General features: G+C 53.3%; 24 protein-coding genes. 6 read left to right on the top strand and 18 right to left on the bottom strand.

The genetic code is table 11. The features are described from left to right. The first annotated feature begins 94 nt into the window (after window positions 1-94). Window positions 95-751, top strand: a complete 657-nt coding sequence (locus B3F49_RS04935; protein WP_293891418.1) for a GntR family transcriptional regulator — start codon at window positions 95-97, stop codon at window positions 749-751. Here B3F49_RS04935 and B3F49_RS04930 read toward each other — a convergent pair. Next, window positions 726-1,115, bottom strand: a complete 390-nt coding sequence (locus B3F49_RS04930; protein ID WP_293891415.1) for a hypothetical protein — start codon at window positions 1,113-1,115, stop codon at window positions 726-728. The genes B3F49_RS04935 and B3F49_RS04930 overlap by 26 nt on opposite strands. Next, entirely contained in the window at window positions 1,115-1,756 is a 642-nt protein-coding gene (locus B3F49_RS04925) for an AAA family ATPase (RefSeq protein WP_293891412.1), read from the bottom strand. Before B3F49_RS04925 ends, B3F49_RS04930 begins: the two co-directional genes overlap by 1 nt. Before the next feature lie 109 nt (window positions 1,757-1,865). Between B3F49_RS04925 and B3F49_RS04920 the strand changes: the two genes are divergently transcribed. Then, a complete protein-coding gene (locus B3F49_RS04920) occupies window positions 1,866-2,729 on the top strand; it encodes a hypothetical protein (RefSeq protein WP_293891409.1) in 864 nt (287 codons plus the stop codon). Here B3F49_RS04920 and B3F49_RS04915 read toward each other — a convergent pair. Both B3F49_RS04915 and B3F49_RS04910 read right to left on the bottom strand, forming a co-directional pair. Beyond that, on the bottom strand, window positions 2,726-4,432 hold the full coding sequence (locus tag B3F49_RS04915; RefSeq protein WP_293909383.1) for a cyclase family protein: 1,707 nt from the start codon (window positions 4,430-4,432) through the stop codon (window positions 2,726-2,728). The genes B3F49_RS04920 and B3F49_RS04915 overlap by 4 nt on opposite strands. Continuing rightward, complete coding sequence (locus B3F49_RS04910) at window positions 4,429-5,190, bottom strand: DNA-3-methyladenine glycosylase family protein (RefSeq protein WP_293909381.1); 762 nt, start codon at window positions 5,188-5,190, stop codon at window positions 4,429-4,431. Before B3F49_RS04910 ends, B3F49_RS04915 begins: the two co-directional genes overlap by 4 nt. Window positions 5,191-5,262: 72 nt before the next feature. Here B3F49_RS04910 and B3F49_RS04905 point away from each other — a divergent pair, with 72 nt between their 5' ends. After that, window positions 5,263-5,907, top strand: a complete 645-nt coding sequence (locus B3F49_RS04905; RefSeq protein ID WP_293909379.1) for a hypothetical protein — start codon at window positions 5,263-5,265, stop codon at window positions 5,905-5,907. Here B3F49_RS04905 and B3F49_RS04900 read toward each other — a convergent pair. From B3F49_RS04900 to B3F49_RS04885, 4 genes are all read right to left on the bottom strand, one after another. Next, window positions 5,867-6,307, bottom strand: a complete 441-nt coding sequence (locus tag B3F49_RS04900; protein ID WP_293891397.1) for a hypothetical protein — start codon at window positions 6,305-6,307, stop codon at window positions 5,867-5,869. The two genes, B3F49_RS04905 and B3F49_RS04900, sit on opposite strands and share 41 nt — an antisense overlap. A gap of 29 nt (window positions 6,308-6,336) precedes the next feature. Continuing rightward, entirely contained in the window at window positions 6,337-7,266 is a 930-nt protein-coding gene (cysK, locus tag B3F49_RS04895) for a cysteine synthase A (RefSeq protein ID WP_293891394.1), read from the bottom strand. Between the two features lie 93 nt (window positions 7,267-7,359). After that, window positions 7,360-7,776, bottom strand: a complete 417-nt coding sequence (locus B3F49_RS04890) for an RrF2 family transcriptional regulator (RefSeq protein WP_293909377.1) — start codon at window positions 7,774-7,776, stop codon at window positions 7,360-7,362. Continuing rightward, window positions 7,773-8,180 carry an RrF2 family transcriptional regulator gene (locus B3F49_RS04885; protein WP_293891388.1) on the bottom strand — a complete coding sequence of 136 codons (408 nt, stop codon included), beginning with the start codon at window positions 8,178-8,180 and terminating at the stop codon, window positions 7,773-7,775. Before B3F49_RS04885 ends, B3F49_RS04890 begins: the two co-directional genes overlap by 4 nt. Window positions 8,181-8,323: 143 nt before the next feature. Between B3F49_RS04885 and B3F49_RS04880 the strand changes: the two genes are divergently transcribed. Then, window positions 8,324-9,361: an AbrB family transcriptional regulator gene (locus B3F49_RS04880; RefSeq protein WP_293909374.1), complete on the top strand. Its 1,038-nt coding sequence runs from the start codon at window positions 8,324-8,326 to the stop codon at window positions 9,359-9,361. 2 nt (window positions 9,362-9,363) lie between these two features. On the opposite strand, the gene B3F49_RS04875 is transcribed toward B3F49_RS04880, so the two are convergent. The 7 genes from B3F49_RS04875 to B3F49_RS04845 all read right to left on the bottom strand — a co-directional run bounded on the left by B3F49_RS04875 (window position 9,364) and on the right by B3F49_RS04845 (window position 17,505). Then, complete coding sequence (locus B3F49_RS04875; RefSeq protein WP_293891382.1) at window positions 9,364-10,878, bottom strand: DUF1846 domain-containing protein; 1,515 nt, start codon at window positions 10,876-10,878, stop codon at window positions 9,364-9,366. A gap of 11 nt (window positions 10,879-10,889) precedes the next feature. Further along, window positions 10,890-11,435 (bottom strand): DJ-1 family glyoxalase III, encoded by a 546-nt coding sequence (locus tag B3F49_RS04870; protein ID WP_293891379.1) that lies wholly within the window; start codon window positions 11,433-11,435, stop codon window positions 10,890-10,892. 14 nt (window positions 11,436-11,449) lie between these two features. Further along, window positions 11,450-12,526, bottom strand: coding sequence for a 3-deoxy-7-phosphoheptulonate synthase (locus B3F49_RS04865; RefSeq protein WP_293909371.1), 1,077 nt, complete (start codon window positions 12,524-12,526; stop codon window positions 11,450-11,452). Between the two features lie 43 nt (window positions 12,527-12,569). Continuing rightward, window positions 12,570-14,390 carry an AMP-binding protein gene (locus B3F49_RS04860; protein ID WP_293909368.1) on the bottom strand — a complete coding sequence of 607 codons (1,821 nt, stop codon included), beginning with the start codon at window positions 14,388-14,390 and terminating at the stop codon, window positions 12,570-12,572. Continuing rightward, window positions 14,387-15,160 (bottom strand): MBL fold metallo-hydrolase, encoded by a 774-nt coding sequence (locus tag B3F49_RS04855; protein ID WP_293909365.1) that lies wholly within the window; start codon window positions 15,158-15,160, stop codon window positions 14,387-14,389. Before B3F49_RS04855 ends, B3F49_RS04860 begins: the two co-directional genes overlap by 4 nt. Next, window positions 15,160-15,495 (bottom strand): arsenate reductase family protein, encoded by a 336-nt coding sequence (locus tag B3F49_RS04850; RefSeq protein ID WP_293909362.1) that lies wholly within the window; start codon window positions 15,493-15,495, stop codon window positions 15,160-15,162. The genes B3F49_RS04855 and B3F49_RS04850 overlap by 1 nt, the downstream gene beginning before the upstream one ends. A gap of 90 nt (window positions 15,496-15,585) precedes the next feature. Beyond that, window positions 15,586-17,505 (bottom strand): AMP-dependent synthetase/ligase, encoded by a 1,920-nt coding sequence (locus B3F49_RS04845; RefSeq protein ID WP_293909359.1) that lies wholly within the window; start codon window positions 17,503-17,505, stop codon window positions 15,586-15,588. A 219-nt stretch (window positions 17,506-17,724) separates the two neighbouring features. On the opposite strand from B3F49_RS04845, the gene asnS reads away from it, so the two are divergent. Continuing rightward, a complete protein-coding gene (gene asnS / locus B3F49_RS04840; protein WP_293909356.1) occupies window positions 17,725-19,113 on the top strand; it encodes an asparagine--tRNA ligase in 1,389 nt (462 codons plus the stop codon). Between the two features lie 31 nt (window positions 19,114-19,144). Here asnS and B3F49_RS04835 read toward each other — a convergent pair whose 3' ends face one another. The 3 genes from B3F49_RS04835 to B3F49_RS04825 are packed head-to-tail and all read right to left on the bottom strand — an operon-like array spanning window position 19,145 to window position 22,614. Next, entirely contained in the window at window positions 19,145-19,705 is a 561-nt protein-coding gene (locus B3F49_RS04835; protein WP_293909354.1) for a helix-turn-helix transcriptional regulator, read from the bottom strand. A gap of 25 nt (window positions 19,706-19,730) precedes the next feature. Next, on the bottom strand, window positions 19,731-20,270 hold the full coding sequence (locus B3F49_RS04830; protein ID WP_293909351.1) for a YaiI/YqxD family protein: 540 nt from the start codon (window positions 20,268-20,270) through the stop codon (window positions 19,731-19,733). Between the two features lie 4 nt (window positions 20,271-20,274). After that, entirely contained in the window at window positions 20,275-22,614 is a 2,340-nt protein-coding gene (locus tag B3F49_RS04825; RefSeq protein WP_293909348.1) for a glycoside hydrolase family 2 protein, read from the bottom strand. Window positions 22,615-22,738: 124 nt separating this feature from the next. On the opposite strand from B3F49_RS04825, the gene B3F49_RS04820 reads away from it, so the two are divergent. Continuing rightward, a complete protein-coding gene (locus tag B3F49_RS04820; protein WP_293909345.1) occupies window positions 22,739-24,397 on the top strand; it encodes a diphosphate--fructose-6-phosphate 1-phosphotransferase in 1,659 nt (552 codons plus the stop codon). Window positions 24,398-24,537: the final 140 nt, after the last annotated feature.

Genomic DNA, 24,537 nt, shown 5'->3' with positions numbered 1-24,537 from the left:
CATTCGTACCAGCATACTTGGCCGCAGCATCAGCATGCGGCCATTTTTATGCATGCGCTAGGCATACATGATTGGTTTGGCTATACTACCGGTGATGGACACACCGACAAAAAACCAACTGATAGATTCAATCTACAACCATCTCAAGCGCCAAATCCGCCAAGGCTTGCTGCCCAACGGCGCCAAGCTTTCCGAAAACACCCTTGCAAAAGAGTTCTCCTGCTCACGCACCCCGGTCAGGGAGGCGCTCAAGCGTCTGGAGCAGGACGGATTTGTGGTGATCATCGCCCACAGCGGAAGCTATGTCAAAGACATAACGATGGTCGATTACCAGCAATTGACCGAGGTGCGGGCGTATTTGGAAGCGCTTGCCATCCGTCTTGCTTGTGAAAACGGAGCCGACCCCGCCATTTTGGATCAGATTCTCGATCGTATGGATGCACTCAAAAACGCAGGCAAAGCCTTTGATGTACAGACATTCAGCACCCTGCACTACCAGTTCCACCTGGAGCTGGTCAAACTGGCCGGCAACAACTTGCTCACACTCACCTACAGCCGCTTGAATCTCAGTGAAGCCGCCCTGTTGTTCGCCCAGAGCATAAACGATCGAGGAATTGCGAAAACGCAGGCCGAGCACCGCCGTCTTGTCGATGCCATCAGGGCGCGGGACGAAAAAGAGGGAGAGCGTTTCATGCTCTCCCACCTCTGGCGTAAACGAGATCGGTTCAAAGCTCGGACTCAGGCAATTTGAAAATCACCTTCTTGACCGCACAGGCCCCATTGAGCACCTGTTGATGACGATAGGTCTCGCCTTTTGCAACCAACACAAATGATCCGGTAGTCAGATGTGCCACCACCAAAGGCTGCTTCTTGTCCTGCAGGCTGATCAGTTCCTCACCCTCAAGTACGACATGCAACTGCCGCTCTCCAGCGCGTTGAAGGCTGCCCTCATTGCCGGTCACATACGAGAGTACCTCATAGCCAAGGCCGTCGACGCTATGCTGTCCTGCAACATCCTCATAGGGGAGACTGCGGTCCATGATGTCGATAACCGCTTGTATATGAGGATGCAGAGGACGATACCACTCAAGGTTGTCCAAGAGGTCGATCAGCATCAAATCACCTGGCCCTTGTGGGCTTCCCACAGTTTCTCAAATTCGATGATCTGCTGTACACACCCCTCGATACCCAGCATTCCGCTGTCAAGACTCAAATCGTAGGTACGGCACATGCCCCACTTGCGGTCGCTGTAGTAGTTGTAGAAATTCGCGCGCTGCTTGTCCGCCTTCAGGCACACGTCCTCCGCCTTGTTCTGCGGTACTTCATAGACCCGGACCGCCCGTTCAACACGGTCTTTCAGTTCTGCGTGGATGAAGACGTTCAGCACATTGTCCATGTCCCTGAGTATGTAGTCGGCACAGCGGCCGACGATGACACAGGGGCCTTCTGACGCAAGGCGCTTGATGGTCTTGCTCTGGATGAGGAACAGCTGGTCGTTGAGCGGCATCTCAGTTACTCCCAACGCCCCGCTGGCCATGGGATAGTTGCCCATCACCAACGAGTAGAAGATGCTGCTGGTGGCTTTCTCATCCGCATTCGCGAACAGGGCCTCGCTCAGTCCGCTGTCGCGTGCACTGATGGCGATGAGCTCCTTGTCATAGAAGGGTATGCCAAGCTTCTCCGCCAGGGTTTTCCCTACCTGTCTGCCTCCGCTTCCGAACTGTCTGCCGATCGTAAACACTACGTTTGTACTCATATGCAGGTTCCTCCACTGCTTGTAGTATAGCACAGGGGACCTTGGTATGGGCAATGGAACTTGCAACAAGGTTGAAGTTGCCGTACGATGCCTGTAAGGGAGAAACTGCATGATTACCTTGCAAAACAATAATCTCGTAATGGAAATTTCAGAGGTGGGTGCCGAGATTCACTCACTGTACAACACACAGACGGCCGTCCAGTACGTGTATGATGGCAATCCTACCTTCTGGGCGCGTCACACCCCGCTGCTCTTTCCGGTCACCGGGCCGCTTGCAAACGGAACGATCAAGGCCAAGGGCAGCACCTATGCCATGCCGGTCAACGGCTTCGCCCGTGATGTACGCTTCACATCCATCGAGACAAAGCAGCATGAGGCTTCATTCGTCCTGTACAGTGACGATCGGACCCGGGTCTTCTATCCATTCGAGTTCAGCCTCACGGTCACTCACACCCTCTTGGACAACGGCTACACCAGCTCTGCAGTCATCAAGGCACAAGAAGATCTCTTTTGCACGTTCGGCTGGCACCCGGCATTCAGCTTGGCCATGAACGGGCCCGATGCAAAATTGCAATCGTACTATGTGGAATTTGAAACACCTGAAAGCGTCGACCGTCTCTACCCGGTCAACGGAATTTTCACCAAGCAAGCAGATTTCTTACGAGATCAGACCATTCTTGAACTAAGCAGGGAGGAGCTGGACAAGGGACCGATCGTACTCAACGGCTTGAAGAGCCGCCATGTCGGGCTGAAAAGCAAGGACGGCAACAGGGGCGTGATTGTAGACCGAGGCGAGCTTCCGACCTTGGTCATCTGGACCAAGGAGAAAGTCGAAGCCCCCTATGTCTGCGTCGAGCCGATGTACAGCTTCCAGGATGCAGGCAGAAATCCCGAACTTTCCGAGATGGAAGGCATGCTGCACCTCAAGGCGGGAGAGAGTAGAACATTTTCCAATACGTTTACCGTATTCTAACCTTCATAGGTTGCCACAACCCGGGCAGGTGAGCCGTCAGCATGCACAAATGAGAGCGGCAGGGCGGTCAGCTGCACGGTTTTGTGGAGTATCTGCTCCAAGTTTGCCAAATTCTCAAGTATCAAGGCATTACGGCCAAGGATGGCATGATGAATGGGCAGCGAGAGGTCTCCGGGCCTGTCACAATTCGCTGCGTCAAAGCCGAACATCCTAATCCCCCGTTCCAGAAGATAGGTTGTCGTCCCGCCTGTCAGATAGGCATTGCCTCTTGTATAGAAAAGAATGGCATCACAGTCAGGTTCGACAGACGACACCATCTCGATGGTGATATCACCTCCCATGGAACAGTCCAGCACACAGGCAGTGGCAAAAAAGCGTGAAACAGGAATTTCATCCAAATACATACCGTTGGGCAACACATGGGCGGGACTGTCCATATGGGTTGCTGAATGCGAACCGAATTGCAGGTGTGTCAGCCGCCAGCCCTCTTTTTCCATGGTATGGAACGGTGAAATCACAACCGTAGGATCGCCGTCATACCCGATTTGGCCGTTCTCAAGCGGCTTGGAAAGATCGAGATGACAACGCTTTGCCTGCGATTTTTTTTGGGCGTACAGACTATGACTGAAGGCTTTGCGCGCCGTCTCATGAACTATCCGGGCGAAGTCCCCGCTCCCCTCTCCAAACTTCTTCAAAGGGGCTTGCAATCGATAGACCAAATCATTGGCGGCATCGACGGCAAGGCTTTGCAACTCACCAACCGTCGACCGATACAGGATGTATTGCTCAACCTTTTCACAGGCCGCCTCAATGAGATGCAGGGCTTTTTGTTTCTCACGTTCCCGTTCTGGCAGCTCGACAGCCAAGTCTTCCATGCAAAAGACACCCTCGATCAAGGGATCGATGTCCCTCACCGGTGCCAAATCGATAAGGAGATGGGCGCCTGCTACCTGATCCTTTGTCAAGGTATACTCCATACCCTTGGTTGCACTGATTACAACATGGCAAAGAGATAGATAGGAGAAGCGCTGCTCATAGGGTACAGCCACAACCTTGGGAGGAACAATATAGTCAGCCTTCTGCTCATCACGAATAGTCATGTAGACAACAAACCCGTGTTGGACCAAATGGGAGGCGACCGAGCGTGCAAGGGCGCTGCTTCCTATGACAAGAACCGGCTGGCTCTCATGGCCTGCTATCAGGGAGAGAACGCCTTCGGCTATGCTCTGGTCCACTACCTGCAGGTCAAACCGTGTCTGGACCTGCTTTGCAACGGTGACCACCTCCCGTACCACATACGAAAGCAGGCTCGATGCACACCCTGCCGACAGAGATCGTTCATACGCTTGCTGCAGCTGGCTGATGATTTGGTCTTCGCCGAAGAGCGGACTCTCCAGCCCGCAGGCGAGGGAGAAGCAATGCATAAGAAGCGCATCGGTTGAGATGCTGTAGGTCTCATGCATCCAGGCAAGAGGCGGCAGCGAAAGACTGCACAGCAACGGTTCAATGGTTTCGCTCTTCGGCTGTTCGCACCACAGTTCAATGCGGTCGCAGGTGGCCAACAACAGAACGGACTTGCCCTGCGTCTGCTTCTTGATTTTTACACACGCTTCGCGAAGCCTGCTTTCCTCAAAGCTGAACTGTTCTTGTACATCAGGACCGAGGTGGTCGAATCGCAGGCCGACAATGGTGAGGGGAATCACGGCAGGCCTCCTTGGGTGCGCTCATAGTGAAACAGGTATTGCTGGGCCAACGCTGCATAGGGAGCGAAATAGGATGCATCACGACCTGGATAGTGCTTCTTCATCACCTTGAGCATCCAGGTATCGAGGGGGAAAGCCTGCTGGCGATGATAGGCAAACGCCAAAACACAGGAGGCCACCTTCGCCCCTACTCCCCGTATGGTTTGCAAGGCTCTCAATGCCTCGTCGTCGTTCAGGCCGGGAATGCCGGAAAGCACTTCATGGTTCTGGATGGCATCCAGCAGGTAAGGGGCGCGAAAGCCCATGCCCAGGCTCCTCAAATCCCTCTCGCTGATACCCAGCAGTTCTTGAGGACGGGGAAACGCATACCAAGATCCTTCAACATGGCTTCCCAGCTCCTTGGACAGCCGTTCGTACATGCTTCGGATGCGCTTGATGTTGTTGTTCTGGCTGAGCAGAAAAGCCATCAGGACCTCCCATGGATCCTGATTGAGGATATGCAAACCCTTGCATGTCTTGATCGCCCGAGCAAGATGAACATCGAGGGAAGCCAGATATGCCTCGGCCTTTCCGTACTCCCAGCCCATGTCAAAATAATGGCGCAGCGCTGCATGCTTCTCCAGCATGGAATCAAAGCTCTCTTCGGAAAAGCTGACCAGATTCTTGTCGACAACCGCCTCATAGACACCATTCTGCTTCACCCAAGCAAACGTCTGTCCTGAGAATAGGGTTGAATCCAGATGAATGGGCGTGTTCATGTGGCTACTGTAGCAAAGCGCTGAAGCTATTGCAAGCAAAGTGTACCTGTACAAAGAAGAGAGGACGCATGAATGAATTGCATTGAACATATCCGTTACAACCATCTGGTGCATCAGCGTGGGGAATTGCTGCATCTCTTCGATCTAGGGCAGCTCAAGCTCATAGGCGGCATAGCAGCCTGCTTACCGTTACAGGATTTCTCGCTGCTCTACCCTTTCAGCTTTGCCGATCTTCACCTGGTCGACCACCCGCAGCTTGCCGGGCAGTACTCATCGCTGCAACAGATTGAGCAATGCAGGGTCCTGGATGCAGCCATCGAACTGGCAAAGGAAGGAGAAGCCAAGGCCATGGTTGCTGTATCGTATCAAAACGGGATGGTCTGCTTGTTGGGGATGGGAAAGCAGGAGCAAACATTGATCGAACGCTCCAAGGAGTATCTGGCAAGTCCCTTGCTCGCCACCATGGTCGACCGGACGCTCGAACCTGATTTATACCAAACACTCCAACAGGCGACCAAGGCCTTGGATCTTGAGCAAAGAGAGACTGAACAGTGCACCATTTGCACCACATCCTGCAGTGAAGAGTTCTTCATTGAACATGTTTTGAGCTTTCCTCTTCATGCAGAGTTCACGCTCTCATGGGGTCCGACCAAGGACCGCTACGGCCGTTTGCTTCCTACCTACCTTTGCGAGGCGACTGTGAACTCACCTCGATGAAGCCGTTGAACAGAATGGAAAAGTTGCCGTTTTGGCTCGGCAGGGAGAGATTTTGGGACTTGGTGTTGATGAGCATGACCGGTGCATACATGACGAGTGCCTGTTCAAGGCGGGCTGCCTTGAGCACCTCTTTTGCAACATCCGACCTGAGCGAGGGAGTGTGGGGATACATGGCAGCCTCAACCACGACCCACCACAGTGCCTCACCCTTCTTGATGGCTTTCAACTGGGGAAAGCGGGTTTGGCTTTTACTGCGGAAGATGATCTTGAATTGTCGCGACTCCAAGACCTGCTCAACATGGGCGACCCCCATCATGTGGAGCGCTTGGTCGCTCAAGAGACGATAGGAGGCAGCCGTTCGGGCTGCTTGGATATTTGGGTATCTGAACAGCTCTCTCATACCCTAGTATACCATGAATATGCCGTTTCTCAAGCCTCGCTGAACAACCAGGTCGAAAGATAGCGCTCTCCGGTATCCGGCAGCATGACCACGATGGTTTTTCCTGCCCACTCGGGCTTCTCTGCATACGAGAGGGCTGCATGCAGGGCCGCACCGCTCGAAATACCAACCAGCAGACCATCAAGTTTGGCCGCCTGCCTTGCTGCATCTCCGGCCCTTGCATCCTCGACGGTGCAAATTTCATCAACAACCGAACGGTCGAGCGTAGCGGGTACAAATCCTGCTCCGATACCCTGTATCTTATGGGGTCCGCCGTAGCCTTCACTGAGCACGGGGCTGGTCGCAGGCTCCACCGCCACAATCTTGACTGAGGGATTCTTCTCCTTGAGATAGCGGCCTACTCCGGTGATGGTCCCACCAGTGCCCACCCCTGCTACAAAGAGGTCCACCTGCTGTCCGCTGTCCTCCCAAATTTCAGGCCCGGTTGTTGCATAGTGAATGCCCGGGTTGTCAGGATTCTCAAATTGGGACGGAATGAATGAATTGGGGGTGTGTCGGGCGATTTCCTCGGCCTTGGCAATGGCACCCTTCATGCCGAGCGATCCGTCGGTGAGCACCAACTCGGCTCCGAGGGCGCTGAGCAGCTTCCTGCGCTCGATGCTCATTGTCTCAGGCATGGTAATGACAAGACGATAGCCTTTCACAGCGGCGATATAGGCAAGACCGACGCCGGTATTCCCGCTGGTCGGTTCAATGATGACCGACCCGTTCTTCAACTGTCCTCGCTTTTCCGCACCTTCAATCATCGCCAGGGCGATTCGGTCCTTCACACTGGACAGGGGGTTGAAGCTCTCCATTTTCACCAAAATGTCAGCCTTGGTTGTGTTGAGCCTATTGAGTCGAATCAAAGGGGTTTTCCCGATTTTCTCGGTGATGTTCTGGTATATGTGTGCACTCATGGCAAGCAGCCTCCTCCCGGTATGGGTCTATATCCTATTTAATCTGTAGATATAATAGTAATTATAGGAAGCTCCTTCGTCAAGCCCCCTCTTCTAGATGACATAGGTGAACCATTGTGCCTTGGTAACCTCACAAAGCGACAAACCTTCAAAGACTTTTTTCACCTCTTGGTCGAGTTTCTGATAAAAATGCAGACGAATCACTCGTTCGATGGCATTCTCTTCACTTCCTGGAGGCTCCTCAAAGGCAATGTTGCCTTCAAGCAAGTCCAGGACATCATAGATCATGATTTCCTCGGAGCTGAGCCCAAGCATATAGCCGCCTCCAGACCCTTTCACCGAGGTGAGAAAACCACCCCGGGTAAGCAGCAATGCCACCTGTTGCAGATATTTCTCACTGAGATCCTGACGCTTGGCAACCACGGTAAGGGCGATAGGCCCTTCGTTGGCATGTTCGGCGATATCGACAAGCAATCTCAGGCCGTAACGCCCGCGCGTTGAAATTTTCATATACCGCCTCCCGCCTCACTCTCCACCAAATGAGATGCCAACTCCTGGATGGTTACCTGGCTGGAAAAATCCACTACGGCGCTCTGCAACAGTGACCAGATCTGATGGGTCTTGCAGGCATCGGTACGAGTGCAGTTTTTGCAGGGAGCCGGCTCGAAATCACCTTCGCTGGCGGCAAGCACCTCTTTGCAGGTGATATCGGCCTTGGCAAGACGGTATCCACCCTGCACTCCCCGTTCAGCCTGCACAAGGCCTGCACGACGAAGCGGAATCATCAGCTGCTCCAGATATCCGCTGCTGATGCCGGTGGCTTCACTGATACTGCGAATACTGCAGTTCTCCCTGCACGTGGCCAGATAGACCATGGTTTGGAGGGAGTACCTTCCTTTTGTCGATAATTTCATATCTAGAAGGTATCAGTACCATAGAAGCACGTCAAGCAGTCAATCATCCATCCAATGTTCCTCCAAAGCAAAACTTGTGATACAATCAATACCCAATCGGGCGGTTGCCATGTTCAATTCATCATATATCACAAGGATTCCTTATGAATTTACTTCTTCTTGTGCTGCTGCATATCATCGGTGCCCTTGGTGGTTTGTTGTTGAGAAAACTGAAGCTGCCCGCGGGGGCTCTTGTCGGCGCCATGCTTGCAGTCATGAGCATCAATAGTTTCACACCGGTGTTTCCAGCCTATCCCCATGAGCTGAGAGTACTTGTGCAGATTGCCTCGGGTCTGGTCATCGGAACCAGGTTTTCCCGCTCCGATGTACAATCACTGAAAACCATGGCCCTGCCGGTCATCGTGTTGGTTACGGTTCTTTTGGCCACCAATTTGGTTTTTGCCTTTCTGATGGAGCATTCCACCTCGCTGAGCTTCATGACTTCCTTTTTCGCCTGCGCCCCAGGAGGAGTGTCCGACCTCGCCCTTGTTGCCTCAGATTTCGGTGCTGTCATGGAACATGTAGCCTTGCTGCAACTCTTCAGACTCACCTTGGTGATCATTGTATTTCCTCCAATGATCAGGTCGATGCTGAAAATCAAGCAGCCTGGTGAAGCACTCCAACAAGCAGAAAACCGAAGAGAGAACAGAAAAAACAGGATGTTGCACTACATCCCGACCTTTCTCTGCGCCCTCTCTGGAGGGCTGCTTTTCTACCTGCTCAACATTCCTGCAGGAGCAATCCTGGGTGCCATCATCGCTGTTGCCATACTGAACATTGCCAAACAGAGTGCTGCCTACCCAGCCAGTGTCAAAGTACTGGTACAGATCTTTGCCGGCACCTACATCGGCAGCAAAATCACAGCCCAAACCTTTCTGGAGATCGACATCCTGTTCGCCCCCGCTCTCATCCTAACCGTCGAACTCTTTGTCATGGCATTCCTTACCGCCTACATCCTTCACAAGGCATGCAAAATGGACTGGGCAACAGCCCTCTTCTCATCCACTCCGGGAGGCATTCAGGAAATGGGCCTCATCAGCGATGAGTTGGGACTACAAACCCCCAAGATAGTCCTGATGCACACCTTCCGCATCCTGGCTGTCCTGGGGGTCCTTCCGGTCCTTGCCGGCCTGTTCGGCTGAGGTCAGGCTGGATTATACAGATTCGAAGTCGGGAACCGAGGTTCGCTGGTCACATTCAGCACGAGCTTGCGCAGTCCTGAGGAGTCGCCGGAGGATGGTATGTGCGTCATATGAACCTCGCAGCCGTTGAGGGCGGGAAGCACTGCCGAGGCACGCTTGGCCTCGTTGCTGATTGCACAGCTCATCGCCAGGCAGATGAGCACCTCATCGAGATTCAGGCTCACCCCCCTGCCCTTCAGTACATCACGCTTCATGGCGGTCACCGACTGCACAATGGCTGGAGAGATGAGATCCACTTCATGATCGATATTTGCCAGCACCTTTACGGCATTCAGAATCAAGGCTGAGGATGCATGCAGGAACGGAGAGTTGCACCCCGTAACAATCCGCCCGTCAGGCAGTTCGATGGCGGCAGCGCAGACTATGCCGTTGAGGCCTTTCCCCTTGGCAATACCGGCCTCAAGGGCTTTCTGTGCGGCAGGGACAACCGAACGGTCGTTGATGGAGAGCTTGGCGCCTTCCATGATCGACCGGCTTCGTTCCACAGTCTCCTTGCTTCCGATGCCTTGCACATATTCACACGCAGAGCGGTAGTAGCGTCGGATGATCTCCTGCTGGCCCGCCTTGCGGACCACCGCATCGTTGATGATCCCGAATCCGCAGCGGTTGACACCCATATCGGTCGGGCTCTTGTACAGGCAATCGGTTCCAGTGATTTTCTCAAGTATCCTGTTGAGCAGGGGATAGGCTTCCAAGTCACGGGAGTAGTTTACCGTGATGGTCCCATATGCACTGGCATGAAAATGATCGATGAGGTTCTTGTCCCCAAGATCGGCGGTTGCACTCTCGTAGGCGATATTGACAGGGTGGTCGATCGGCAGGTTCCAAATCGGGAATGTCTCAAACTTCGAATACCCGCTGCGTCTGCCCTCCTTGTAGTCATGATACATTTGTGAAAGGCAGGTTCCCAGTTTGCCCGATCCCGGGCCCGGTCCGGTGACGATGACCACCGGATGATCCGTCTCAATATAGGGATTGGCCCCATATCCTTCGTCACTGACTATCAGGTCGACATCGTTGGGGTAGCCGCGGGTAGCCTTATGGGTGTATACACACAGGCCGCGCTGCTCGAGGATGTTCTTGAAGTGAACCGCCCCGGGCTCCTCGTCAAATCGGGTGATGACCACACGGGTGACGGTCAACCCCCATTTGGAAAAGTCATCAATCATCTTAAACACATCGGTGTCATACGTGATGCCGAAATCACTACGCATCTTCCGACGCTCGATATCACCGCTGTGAATGCAGATAATGACATCAATCTGGTCTTTCAAAGACTGAAACACCCGCATCTTCACATTCGGATCAAAGCCCGGGAGCACCCGGGCTGCATGGTAATCGAAGAGCAGCTTTCCCCCACATTCGAGATAGAGCTTTCCGTCGCTCTGTTTCACCCGTTCAAGGATGAAATGCCTTTGCTCGGAAAGGTACTTCTCGTTGTCAAACCCAATTTCCATGCTTTGCACCCCTAAAATATGACTTGCTCTGCAATTGCATCCGCAGTCTTCTGATCAAACAACGCTGCAATGATAGCCAGGGAGAAGTGCATCGCACTGCCGGCGGCCTGGGCTGTAATCAGCCTGCCATCGGTGATCACCCGCTCATTCTCCAGTTTCAAACCAGGACAATACTCTTCGGTGGATGGATAGCCGGTAACCCGCTTTCCTTCTAGCAGGCCGGTCTTGCCCAGCACAACAGCAGGAGCTGCACAAATTGCTGCCACTACACCTGTTTGCGCAGTCTTGATCACCGCTTCCAGAACGCTGAACGATGATGCAAGATTTTGAGAACCCTTTCCGCCTCCGGGCAGCACCACGCAGTCGAACGAGTCATCCATGCATTCACTGAGCAGCCGGTCGCAACCGACAACCAAACCGTGCGAGCCTTTGACCATCATATCATCAAGTCCGGCCACCACCACCTTCGCCCCGCTTCTGCGAAGCAGGTCGATGGGAGTGATTGCTTCCACTTCCTCAAAGCCTTCAGCGAGAATCACCAAAACAGAAGGAACCATACAACCTCCCCGTGCTACAGCGGTTGAACACTACCGCCTTCGAGTCGAGCCTTGCGAAGCAATTCGCAAGCATGTAGCAATATTCTCTGGGTTTCGTCCCATCCGATGCAGGCATCGGTAACGGAAACCCCGTACTTGAGCTGGGTCAAGTCATCTGGAATCTTTTGGCAGCCGCTCAGAAGGTTGCTCTCCAGCATGAAACCGCGAATCGCCTTCTCGCCCCAGCATACCTGGTCGATGATCGAGCGCAACACCCTTTTCTGCCTCTCATAGTTCTTGCGGGAGTTGGCGTGACTGCAATCAATGATGATGGCCGGCACAAGCCCCTCCTTCTGGAGAAGCAGGCGGGCGCTCTCCACATCATCCTCGTAGTAGTTGGGGCTCTGATCCCCTCCCCGAAGAATCAGGTGGCAGCAATCGTTGCCGGTCGTGCGGAAAATTGCACTCGCCCCCTTCCCGTCCATACCGATGAACGACGCAGGTTGATAGGCACTCTTTATTGCATTGACTGCGCTCACCAAATCCCCGCTGGTGCTGTTCTTGAAACCCACTGCGACGCTCAAGCCGCTGGCAAGATTACGATGAATCTGGCTTTCGGAGGTTCTTGCCCCGATACTGGACCAACTGATCAGCTCATCTATGTACTGGGGGATGATGGGATCAAGCACTTCACAACCGACAGGAAGCCCGATCTTTGCAATTTCAAGGAGCAAGGACCTTGCCAAGGCGATACCCCCGCCGATATCGTAGCTTCCATCCATCTTTGGATCAAGGATAAGTCCTTTCCAGCCGCCGACCGTCCTGGGCTTCTCGAAATACGTGCGCATCACCACAAACATCTCATCCTCGATCTCGAAGGAGAGTGCCTTCAGTTTTCTTGCATACTCAAGGGCTGCAACAGGGTCATGCAGAGAACAGGGACCCACGATTGCCAACAATCGCCGGTCCCTCCCTTGGATGATATCATTTACCGTCTGTCGACTCCGGTGTATGGAATCGCTGGTTGCCTCATCCACCGGAAACTGGGTGTACAGTTCATCCGGGGTGGCAAGAGCCTCCACCTTTCGAATCCTGATGTCTACGTTTGCCATGGTTTATCCTTTCAGAAGATATACCACACCAACGGGCCAAGACTCAAGTCTGTTGTTTCTCCTTCGAACCATCATCCTTGATTCTTGAGTAAAGGAACCGCTTGATCTTCTGCGTGGGCGTTCGCTGGAACGGCTCCTCCTGCAGCTCGACAGCACTGATCCTGCTGAAGGCGCTGAGCTCCTTGTTCACTTCCTCACGAAGCTTTGCCACATATTTGAGCGCCTCGGCCTTTGCGTCATTGACGTTGACCGCCATTTTTTGGGCGAACATGTCAAAGTCGATCTTCACCAGGGCGATCAGGCCCCCATCCTCGGGAACGACCAATGACTCGGTGACAAAACTCTGGTTGTTGATGACCGCCTCAATAAGCTCGGGATAGATGTTCTCACCGCCGCTGCCAAGAATCATCGTCTTGGTTCTTCCCATGATGGAGAGTCTGCCGTGCTTGTCCAGATGCCCCAAATCACCGGTCCTGAAATACCCGTCGCTGGTAAAGACCTCGGCATTGAGGGCGGGGTTGTCATAATAGCCCTGCATGACATTGGGGCCCTTGACCAGAATTTCTCCTACCTTGGTGACCGGATCGGGATTCTCAAGCTTGACATCCACGTGTTCGACTACTTTCCCGATGGTTCCGACAAAATGCTTCTTCGGCAGTCCGCCGGCGATCAGGGGAGCGGTCTCGGTCAGACCATACCCGATGGCATAAGGGAACTTTGCATCACTGAGAAACTGTTCCACTTCACGGTCCAACGGGGCTCCCCCTATACCAAAAAACTTGAGCCTTCCGCCGAAGGTCATCTTGAGCTTTCGCCCGATGACTCGGCAGATGAAGCGGCGGACAACGGGGTATTTCAGCCATTTTTGGAGGTTCTTGTTATCCCTGAGTACAGGAAGCACCGAACTGCGGTACACCTTCTCCATGAGCAGGGGAACAGTCATGACAATCCTGGGCCTGACCTCCTTGAGGGCGGGAAGCAGGATGGATGTAGCCGGAGCCTTGCCTAGGTACACAATCTCACAGCCGCACATCAACTCCAGGATCTGGCCGGTGGTGAATTCATACACATGGCTGATGGGGAGTATGGAAAGCACCTTGTCGCCGGGCTTCAGGTTCACATACACGTCGGTGGAGACGTCGGCATTCCATACCAGATTCTTGTGGGTGAGCATGACGCCCTTGCTGTTCCCCGTTGTCCCGCTGGTATAGATCAAGGATGCAAGGTCCTCTTCCCTGGCAAGAGAGGCCCGCCTGAGCTCCTCGGCCTTCTTGTCCAGTTTGCGTCTCCTGATATCCCGCCCGGGAGCCGCAGCGAACTGCTGCCTGTCGACCAGCTGGCTGCTGATGGGATCGGGTATGTGGAAGAGGTCTTCCATTCGCACCAACAGCGACGGATTGTCCTTCACGAAGGGAATCACTTTCTCAAAATGTTTTGCATTGACAACGATTCCCTTTGCCTTGGAGTGGGCCAGGATCTGGCAGGCTTCCTTTCCAGAAAAATCGGGAAGAATAGGCACCGCGGTACATCCGATGCTGGTGATACCGAAATATGCGATAAGCCAGGTAGGACAACTCTCGCCCATGATGGCGATGCGGTCGCCTCTGACATACCCATGCTCGAGCAAAAAGACGCCGATGGCATCCTTCATGGTTTTCAGCCCGGCATAGGTCACCTCACTATCGTCATCCCCATAGGTGCGAAGCGCAATGCGCTTGGCATTCCTGCTGACCGTGCATTCAACCACCGACTCCATTGTGTATTCGGTGACAGTCTTCATGGTCAGGCCATCTTCTCGTTTCAGCTTGCGAATCTTACGATACGACCATACGATTTGTTTTTCTTTTTTCTTCTTCTTTTTCATAGCGCCTCCGGCTGTGGACCATACCATTGGTTTTTATGGCACACCGTGAACGGGGTTTGGATAGTCCGGCGTGCTGCTTTCTCCAAGAGGGCGGGATCATTGTTAACATCTGATAAATGGATGAAATAAATGTGGTTGCCGGCAAACCCGCTATCCTTAAGGAAAAGCAGGGCTTGCTCGTTTGATAGATGGCCGTGCGAACCATCGATGCGTTGTTTCAAATAGAGCGGATACGGTCCGGTTTCCAACATCCGCTTGTCATAATTTGCTTCCAAAAAGAGGATGTTTGCATCCTTTGCAAGTTGTTTATGCTCGACGGTGGTAAGACCGGTATCGGTAAGAACCATCAGATTCTGGTCCTCATAGGTGATGAACCATCCAACCGAACCGGCACTGTCATGGCTTGTTGCAAAACAGAACAGGCTGAAAGGTCCGATTTCGACCACCTCAAACGGCTCGACCGGGAAAACCTGCTGAAGAGGGATGCCGAGCTTTGCAAATTGGTCGGGCTGCTCGAGCATCGAGCGAGAGCTGATGTATGCCCCTGCAGGTTGCCTGCGGCACAAGATTCCAACTCCTTTTGCATGGTCAGGGTGCAAATGGGTTACAAACACAGCCTGGACGGTTTCCAAGCCGATGCAAAATCGCTCAAGCCTGCGCTTCAGCTCAACCACACTGTAGCCTTGATCGATGAGAAAGGAGACGGTCCCATCGGAAAACACATAACTATTTCCACTGGAGCCACTGCCTAGAACAGCGTATTGCAACATCACCGCGCTCCCCAGTCGGTTATCACAGCAAGGTCGTAGCCGACATGGACACGGCCGCCGGACCGAAGGATGGGTGTCTTCAACAACGCTGGATGCTCAATTAGTTCCTCTTGAGCATCGAAATCACGATATTGGTAGCCTTGCTTGCTATAATAAGCGCTCTCACTGTCGACCAGTGAGAGCGGAACGTGGGCGGTAAAAAGCGATTTCCATTCACCTGCTGAGAGCTCCCGCTCAGCCAAGTCTACAAATTGGAACGCGATGGTGCGCTCCTTGCAGGCACGTAAGGCCTTTGCTGTCTCCTTGCACTTCTTGGTGCCGATGATCTGAATCATTGCATCCCCTGACTTCCGATGTATTATATTTATAGTATAGGAGTCAAGGGAAAAATGCAAGAAAGCTGACAGCTGCCAAGAACGTGTCATTCAGCTGACGAACAGCTCCTTAATCTCGTTTTGATACAGCTTCTGGATTTCAAAGCGCTTGAGCTCTTGCTTGGCGCTCAGCTCCTTGCCTACTTCAAAACTCTTGGCAAGCAGGTGAAACCGTACAATGTGCTCAAAGCTCTTGAAACCATGCCTGCTGTTCACAATCTCGCCCACCGTCTTCTCGATGAGTTCCTTTACTTCCTTCATGGAGGCTAGTTTATCTGCAAGGTAGGGAATCTGCTTCTCGGTCAGATACTCCTCGATCCGCTTCTTGTTGAGGACGATCAAGGCACCCAAATACTTTTGGTCCTGCCCAAGAACTACAGCACTTTCGATGAATTCGCTCTCACAGAGCTTCGCTTCAATGGGAACCGGCTCAAGATTCTCGCCGCCGCTGAGGACAATGGTATCCTTTGCACGCCCGCAGATGGCGAACTCACCGTTGTGAGTCCACATGCCAAGATCGCCGGTATCGAGCCAACCATCCTTGGAGAGGACGCGGTCGGTGAGATCCTGACGCTTGTAGTAGCCCTTCATCACCTGCGGTCCCCTTATCATGACGACACCCTTCTGACCGGGCTTCACCTCGTTTCCCTCTTCATCGACGATACGCACCTCGGTTCCTTCCAACGCGGTGATGGTTCTCTTCACCCCATGGGCGAGCGGCCTTATTGCAACAACCGGGGCGCTTTCAGTCAAACCATACCCGTCGAGCAACTTGATGCCGATCGAAGCAAAGAAGAGGTCCACCCCCTCGCTGAGTGAGCCGCCGCCGCTCACCCCGGCAATAAAGTTCCTGCCGAGTTTCTGCTTGACCTTGGAGAACACCAGCTTGTCGCCCAACTTATAGAGCGGATACAGCAGGATCGTCGGTAAAAATGAACGAAGTATGTCGAACAATCGATTGTGTTTTTGGAAGGTGGCCACCTCACCAAGGAGCAGGTCCTTATTGCGGCTGTACAGTCTTGCTACCTGTACAAAGAAGGCAAACAGGCCTTTGGCAACCGGACTCTTATTCTTCATGCTGGCAAATACCCCCGCCTTCACCGCCTCCCAAATCCTGGGAACAGAGCCCATCCACTGGGGGTTCACCGCAACAAGGTCGGCAAGCAATACCGAGCCAAGCGGTTTTGAATAAGCAATGGTGGAAGCGTTGCTGATGATCACATACTGCAGGATGCGCTCGAAAGAGTGCCAAACGGGGAGCACGCTGAGCCATCTTTGGCCGGGAGCCAACTGTTTGATCAACTTGGGAACCGCCTCCAGCTGGTAGGCAAAGTTCTTATGGGTGAGAATGACACCTTTCGGATCGCCGGTGGTGCCGCTGGTGAAAATGATGGTGGCCGTCTCATCGGCGGTTCCCTTGCGGCGTTCTTCTTCGATGTATTGGGTGATGTTGCGGTCATTGAGAAGTTCACGCCCCTCCTGGATCAAGCTGCGATAGAGCAGGATCTCAACACCCTGGGGCACGACGATATCCTCAGCCATCTCCCCGCTGAACTCCTGGTCCATCACAATCAGATGCTTGAGATCAGGCAGCTTATCCAAAAGATTCACAATTTTACGAAGCTGGACGGCATTTTCCACAAAGCAAAATCGAGCCTCGGTAACACTGAGAATGAAGCTGATTTCATACGGCATCGCATCGCGGCCTCTGGGGACATCAGCTGCCCCGAGGGTGAGAATTGCCAGATCGCTGGCAAGCCATTCGCTGCGGTTGTCGCTGATCAAACCAATGAGGTCGCCCCGTTTCACTCCCCGCTTGGCGAGGGAGGCTGCAAGACTGTTCACCTCACTGGAGAGCTCGGAATAGGATACCGAAGTAAAAACACCATGCTTATCCTTGCTCATCTGCACGGCATAGGCAGGGTACTGATTTACGATGTGGGCAAATGTCTGAGGTATGGTCTTATACATGCAAGGCCTCCGTGTTGTATTCTATCTATTATATATACACTATTTCATTTTTTGTCAATCTGTCAAATACAAGCACAATTTCTATGTATATCATGTATTATCAAGGCCGATGCACCGCAATACAAACAACAGGGTTTCACCGGTTGCATCTTGATGAATATTGACTATCCCAAGGCAAAGCAACCATAATGGCGTAATTACAAGAAGGAGTTTCGACCCATGAAAGAACGTATTTCAGCATTGCTCAAGAGAACACCATCTACAGAGATAGTCACAGCCGAAGGTTGGGTGAGAACCAAGCGTGACAGCAAGAATGTATGCTTCCTTGAGGTGAATGACGGTTCGTGCCTGAAGGGTCTGCAAATAGTCATCGACAAAGACAAGCTCGCAGATCAGAGCATCCTGGCAGGTATCACCACCGGCTGTTCGGTTATCTGCAGAGGCCCGATAGTGGAAAGTGCCGGCGGAGACCAAGCTGTCGAGATGGCCTGTAGTGACATCACCTTGGTCGGAGAATGCCCGGTGGATACGTATCCTTTGCAGAAGAAACGCCACACCATCGAGTACCTGAGGGAAATCTCCCACCTCAGGGCAAGGACGAACATGTTCGGAGCGGTGGCACGGGTGCGAAACACGCTCAGCTATGCCGTCCATCAGTTTTTCCAGGAACGCGGGTTCGCTTATGTAAACACCCCGATCATCAGCGCCAGCGATGCAGAAGGCGCCGGCGAACAATTTTTGGTGACCACCTTGGACCTGAACAACGTTCCGAGGACGGAGGATGGGGCGGTCGACTACTCCAAGGATTTCTTCGGTCGTGAAGCCTTTCTCACGGTGAGCGGGCAGCTTGAAGGCGAGACATATGCCATGGCCTTGAAGAACATCTACACCTTCGGGCCCACGTTCCGAGCCGAGAATTCCAACACCAAACGCCATCTTGCAGAATTCTGGATGGTTGAACCGGAAATGGCCTTCTGTGAACTCGACGGCAACATGGAACTTGCCGAGGCCTTTTTGAAATATCTCTTCAAGACAGTACTGGAGAAATGCCCTGAGGATATGGCCTTCTTCAGCAAGTTTGTGGAAGCGGGCATGGAGCAGACCCTGCGTCAAATCGTGGAGACTCCCTTTGCCCACATGACATACACCGAAGCGGTGAAAGAGCTGGAGAAGCACAATTCCGGGTTTGAATTCCCGGTGGCTTGGGGCAACGATTTGCAGAGCGAGCACGAGAAGTTCCTGACAGAGGTGGTGTGCAAGCGCCCGGTCATCGTCACCGACTATCCGAAAGAAATCAAGGCTTTCTATATGAGGCTCAACGATGACGGAAAAACGGTCCGCGGCATGGACGTCCTGGTCCCCCGCCTGGGAGAAATCATCGGAGGCAGCGAACGAGAATCGAATCTGGACACCCTCATCGAGCGGATGCAGCAACTCAAGCTCGATCCCAAGGATTACTGGTGGTACCTCGATTTGAGGCGATTCGGCTCCGTACCCCATGCCGGCTTCGGTTTGGGATTCGAGCGTGCTGTGCAGTACATTACCGGTATGGGAAACATCCGTGATGTCATCCCCTACCCCAGAGCCCCTAAACTCGCAGACTTCTAGAGCTGCAGCGGTGGAATACTCCACCGCTTTTTTATTGCACACACACCTGCTTGAGCATGGCCCATACCACCAATTGGCTGGTGGTATGGACTCCACTTTTCAAGAACAAATGTTTCTTATGAGCTATGACAGTCGACCGTTTGATCCCAAGACTGCCGGCGATGGAATTCATATCCTGACCGCTGAGCATAAGGGCGAGAACCTGTTGCTCCCGTCTGGTCAGCAGGACGGAATGCTCCTGGACACACGCCGGTTCCCTGGTGTCGGTCACAAGAAGCAGGGCTTGTTGAAGGGAAGCAATGGAACAGGAAAGACTTTTGGTTCGGCATCGCTCATCGTCAAGGAGGCTGAACATTCCAATGAGTGCCGGGGGACAGAACAGCAGCAGGGAAGGACAGCAAAGGTGTTGTTTCAAATGAAGGGCCGACGGCAGGTCGCGTGCAAAGCATATCACCGGCTGTGCATATTCGGTCTTTCTTTCTGTCTCGAGCTTGTGGCATTCCAGCTCAAGAAACGAGAACGGGGATAAGCGGCAAAGCAGTTGCTCGCGCTCCAGACTCGTATGATAGAGAAGCAGGGCTGTTCGTTTCATCACCCTTGAAGAACAGACGATGCCCCTATTGCTTCAGCATTGCAGTCAACAACGAATCGAAAGCATCGCTGAACGCCTTGATCTGCTTGTTTCCCATACGCTCATGCTTTTCGGCAAACAAGCCCATCTCCCTGAATTCAGTCATTGCATTGCGCACCGAAAGCCGTTGGGCCATATTTTCACGGGTATACGTCTTGCCTCGGTCGTCCAGGACCGTCAATCCTTTCTCGACCAACCGGCTTGCCAGCGGAATGTCATGGGTGATGGCGATCGCCGGGGGTGTAGCGTTCTCAACAATCCAATCGTCGGCACTATCCATGCCAGGCTGGACAACAACCATGGTGATGGGGCTTCGTATCGCACGCAGGGCCATCTCATCACACTCTCCGGCTTTCCTGGCGGCATTGCGAAGCTCGGCGGTATGCATCTGACAGGCTTGCTCGATATCCTTCAGGGGACGGTCGGCGACAAAGCATGAGACAAGGTTGTTCCTCATGATTGCACGCAGCACAATCTGACGGAGATTCTTCGGGCAGGAATCGGCATCAACATACAATTTCAACATGGTGTCAGCGTACAGTAAAAGAAAGGGTTGTGTCACCCAGATTCGAGTGGACCGTCAGCGTCGCTTTTCCTGCTTTTCCAACCGTCCGTACATACACAACCGCACTTCCGCCTATGGTACAGTCGGTATCCGGGCTGCTTAAGGCAAGCGGACCGTCGATGCTGACGGCAAATGCAATATTGGCATAGCTTAACGGAAGCTGCTGTCCCTTTTTCACCACCTGAAGCCGAACAGCTGCCATATCATAGGTGGACAGGCCTAGTGAGAGGTCGGTTGAGGAGCTGAGCAGGCGCAAGTCCGGCTTGATGCCCGCCCTCAACACCTCGACTGCAGCCACCTCATTGTCGATCAAGCCCTCGAAACGCCAGACTGCCTCCTTGCTTCCCCAGTTTCCTACATAAGTGGAGAACAAGCGTACTGCATCGCCGTAGTTCTTGCGGTGCCGCATAAGGAACAACCCCATCTTGAGGGTGTCGAGCATCGTCAGTTTTACAGCCTGCCTGCCTACCTTGCCCAAGAGGCGGGAGAGGCTTTTTCGCTGCCTTTCATTCAAATAGGATTCTGCCTTGAGCCGTTCGCCGATGAAATCCCGGATGATGACCGGACTATGGGCAAGGTGGGGGAACTTTTTGCGATCGGGGTGGAAAATACCGACCAGATCATCGTTGTACCACAGCCGGACCGCCTCGCAATTGGTAGCGATCACTGCTTGGTCCAGACATGCATTGGGATGGTCCCCCCCTTCCATGCTGGAGAGGACACACACCATGGGCGGCCCGTCCAACTGGCTCTGGTATGCATACGCTGCGGCCTTGGGGTTTCGGGCGAGGTCGAGAACCCCATGATAGCAAATCTGATCCCCGCTTCCGAAATTGGCATGGGTGTAGTAGTCGTGCATACACCAGCCTATGGCTCCACTCAGTCCTTTGGTAGAGGCCGCTGCATCAAGAATCTGATAATGCCTCAGGGCATGCTCGCTTCGCATCATCGGCGGGTCGAACCGCTTGACCGGATAGATATGCCCGCAGTATTCGCTCACCAAATACGGTGCATCCTTGGAACAAATCTTCGACTTCTTCATAAGCCCTCTTCCTTTACCGGCATAGGAGAAGTCGTTGTAGGTATACACATCTTCCAAGAACTCGCTGTGCTTGAGATTGCGCACCCCGCCGGTCTGTCGATGGGGATCGATCTCATGAGCCAGTGCATTCGTTGCTTCATACAGCTGCCGGTCATCGGCCGATTCATTGATCCTCACCCCCCACAGAATGATGCTGGGATGGTTGCAATCCCGCTCGATCATCGCCCGGGTATTCTCAAGACAGGCAGAACGCCAACCGGCCTCTTTGCCGATGTGCTGCCAACCGGGAATCTCCTCGAAAACCAGGAGACCCAACTCATCACAGGCAGAGAGAAAGCTGCAATCCTGCGGATAGTGGCTGGTTCGTACCAGATTCACTCCCAGTTGCTTGAGCAGCCTTGCATCCTCCCGCTGCAGGCTTGGTGGTGCTGCATACCCGAGGTACGGATAGTCCTGGTGGCGGTTCAAGCCGACCAGCTTCAGCTTGCTGCCGTTGAGATAAAAGCCATCGGCCCTGAACTCAGCCGACCGGCTGCCGAAACGGATCATCCGCTGATCCTTGTCGGCAAGCTTGATGTGCATCGTATACAAATAGGGATCGTCCAAGCTCCAGCGCCTGAGTTTCAGCTCTTCGAAGGCCAGGGAAAAAGAGCCGTTTTCGATGGTGGTTTCCGACCGGGCCAGCAAGGACCGTCCGTCATACAGCAAGGCTGTCACACCAAGGGTATCACTATCGACCGCCCTTCCTTGCAGCTGGACAGAGGTATCGGATTTGCTGCTCACCGACAGGAATGTCAGATGTTCCTTTTCGGTGACAACCAGGGTAACCAAGCGATAGATGCCACAAAATGAGAGATAGTCCATGCTTCCCCCAAAAGGAGGAAAGGCCGGATCTTCGGTGGCATCGACAACCACTGTCAAATCAAATGCATGCAAGGTTCCCAAATCAAGGGTATAGGGCAGATAGGCACCTTTGCTGAAGCCGACCAGCTCGCCGTTGCAGTAGAACTTTGCACTGTTTGCAATGCCGTCAAAATGGAGAGAGAGCAGCTGTTCCGCCTTTTTTGCAACAGAGAAGGCGCGCCTGTACGTAGAGAATCCCTCATACGAGAGCTCTTGGCGGTAGCCAATCCCAAACTGATGAGGGCTGTGCGGCAGGTCCACCTGCTGCCAGGCCGAATAATCGTAATCGGCTTGGAGAAACGCATCCTCGAAACCCGGATGGAAATACCAACCATCGTTGGCGTCAATCTCTTGGTACATACTCAGCCTCCTGCCTCCTGTATACCAGCCTCACGGCCGCCAAGCAAGTGCTCACGCTTGAAACACACGGGCATTTTGTTCTATGGTTAGCATGTTCAGATACTTTAATCATGAGGAGTTCATTATGGACATTTCCCCTTTGCAGCAGGCCCGTTATGCATATCAGCCTAAACTGCCCGCTATTCTCAGGAAGGACATCACCAGCATTGCACCCGCGTTTGGCGAGGCGACAAGCGCTGCAACCGATGCTGATGCAGTCAAGGCACTGTTCCCCCATACCTATGGGATGAGCCGGGTCACCTTTACTGAAGGCGACAACCAAGCCATCACTGCACGGCGTAATGTCGGAGTCATCCTCAGCGGGGGCCAAGCTCCTGGAGGACACAATGTCATCAGCGGCCTGTTCGACGCCCTCAAGGCTGCAAATCCCGAGAATATCCTCTACGGATTCAAGGGAGGCCCCTCCGGCATCCTGGAGGACTCCTATCAGATCATCACCAGTGAGTTTCTTGCCCCATACCGCAATACCGGCGGATTTGACATCATCGGCAGCGGTCGCACCAAGCTGGAAACCCAAGAGCAGTTTGAAATCTGTGCCAAGGTTTGCAAGAAGCATGACATCAGCGCCCTGGTCATTATCGGAGGCGATGATTCAAACACCAATGCAGCAGTCCTTGCCGAGTATTTCCTGGAAAAGAACCATGGAATCCAGGTCATCGGCTGCCCCAAGACCATCGACGGGGACCTGAAGAACGAATTCATTGAAATCTCGTTTGGTTTCGACACCGCCACGAAGACCTACAGCGAACTGATCGGCAATATCGAGCGCGATGCCAACAGTGCCAAGAAGTACTGGCATTTCATCAAGCTGATGGGCCGCAGTGCAAGCCATATCGCTTTGGAGTGCGCCCTCGAGACCCAGCCGAACATCTGCCTCATCAGTGAAGAAGTGGAAGCAAACAAGCAGAGTCTTGTCGGCATCGTCGAGGATATAGCCCAGGCGGTCAGCGCCAGGGCTCTGGATGGGAACAACTTTGGTGTTGTGCTCATTCCCGAAGGCTTGGTTGAGTTCATTCCCGAGATCAAGGCTTTGATCGATGAGATCAACCATCTCCTTGCCAAGGAAGCGACAGCATTCAATGCCTTGACCGACAGCGATCAGCGTGTTGCGTTTGTCAGCTCCCGATTGAGCAAAAGCTCACAGGCCGTATTCACCATTCTCCCCGATGAGATTCAAAAACAGTTGCTGATGGACCGCGACCCCCATGGAAACGTCCAGGTTTCACGCATCGAGACCGACAAGCTTCTTGCATCAATGGTTGAGAATCGGTTGAAGCACATGAAGGCTGAAGGAACCTACAAAGGAAAATTCAGCTCGATGACCCACTTCTTCGGCTATGAGGGCCGCTGTGCTTTCCCGACCAACTTCGACGCCGATTACTGCTACAGCCTCGGGTACAACGCCTTCTGCCTGATCGGAGCCGGCTTGAGTGGATACCTCAGCTCGGTCACCAACTTGTGCGCCCCCGCCCAAAATTGGAATGCAGGCGGCATTCCCATCACCATGATGATGAACATGGAAGTCCGCCATGGTGCAAAGAAACCTGTAATAAAGAAGGCGCTGGTTGAACTGGAAGGAAAGCCGTTTACCTACTTTGCAAAGCACCGCAGCCGATGGGCACGCGAAACTTGTTTCACCTACCCCGGTGCCGTACAGTACTATGGACCGAGCGAGGTATGTGACAAAACCACCGTCACCTTGGTCTTGGAGCAATCCAAGTAGGTGACAGAAACAAGACCGGGCAAGAGAGCCCGGTCTTGTTTCATTCAGCCGCTTGTACAGATCCTTCCCTTGTACGCTCTGTCGGTTGATCGTTGCAAAAGCAAAAGAAGGGTGTGTGTTCCAGATACTCAAGGCAGGAA

The sequence above is a fragment of the Sphaerochaeta sp. UBA5836 genome (genome assembly GCF_002432845.1).
GTDB lineage: Bacteria > Spirochaetota > Spirochaetia > Sphaerochaetales > Sphaerochaetaceae > Sphaerochaeta.
Note: the sequence above shows the minus strand (reverse complement) of the source record. Positions and strands in the feature narration are given on the sequence as shown.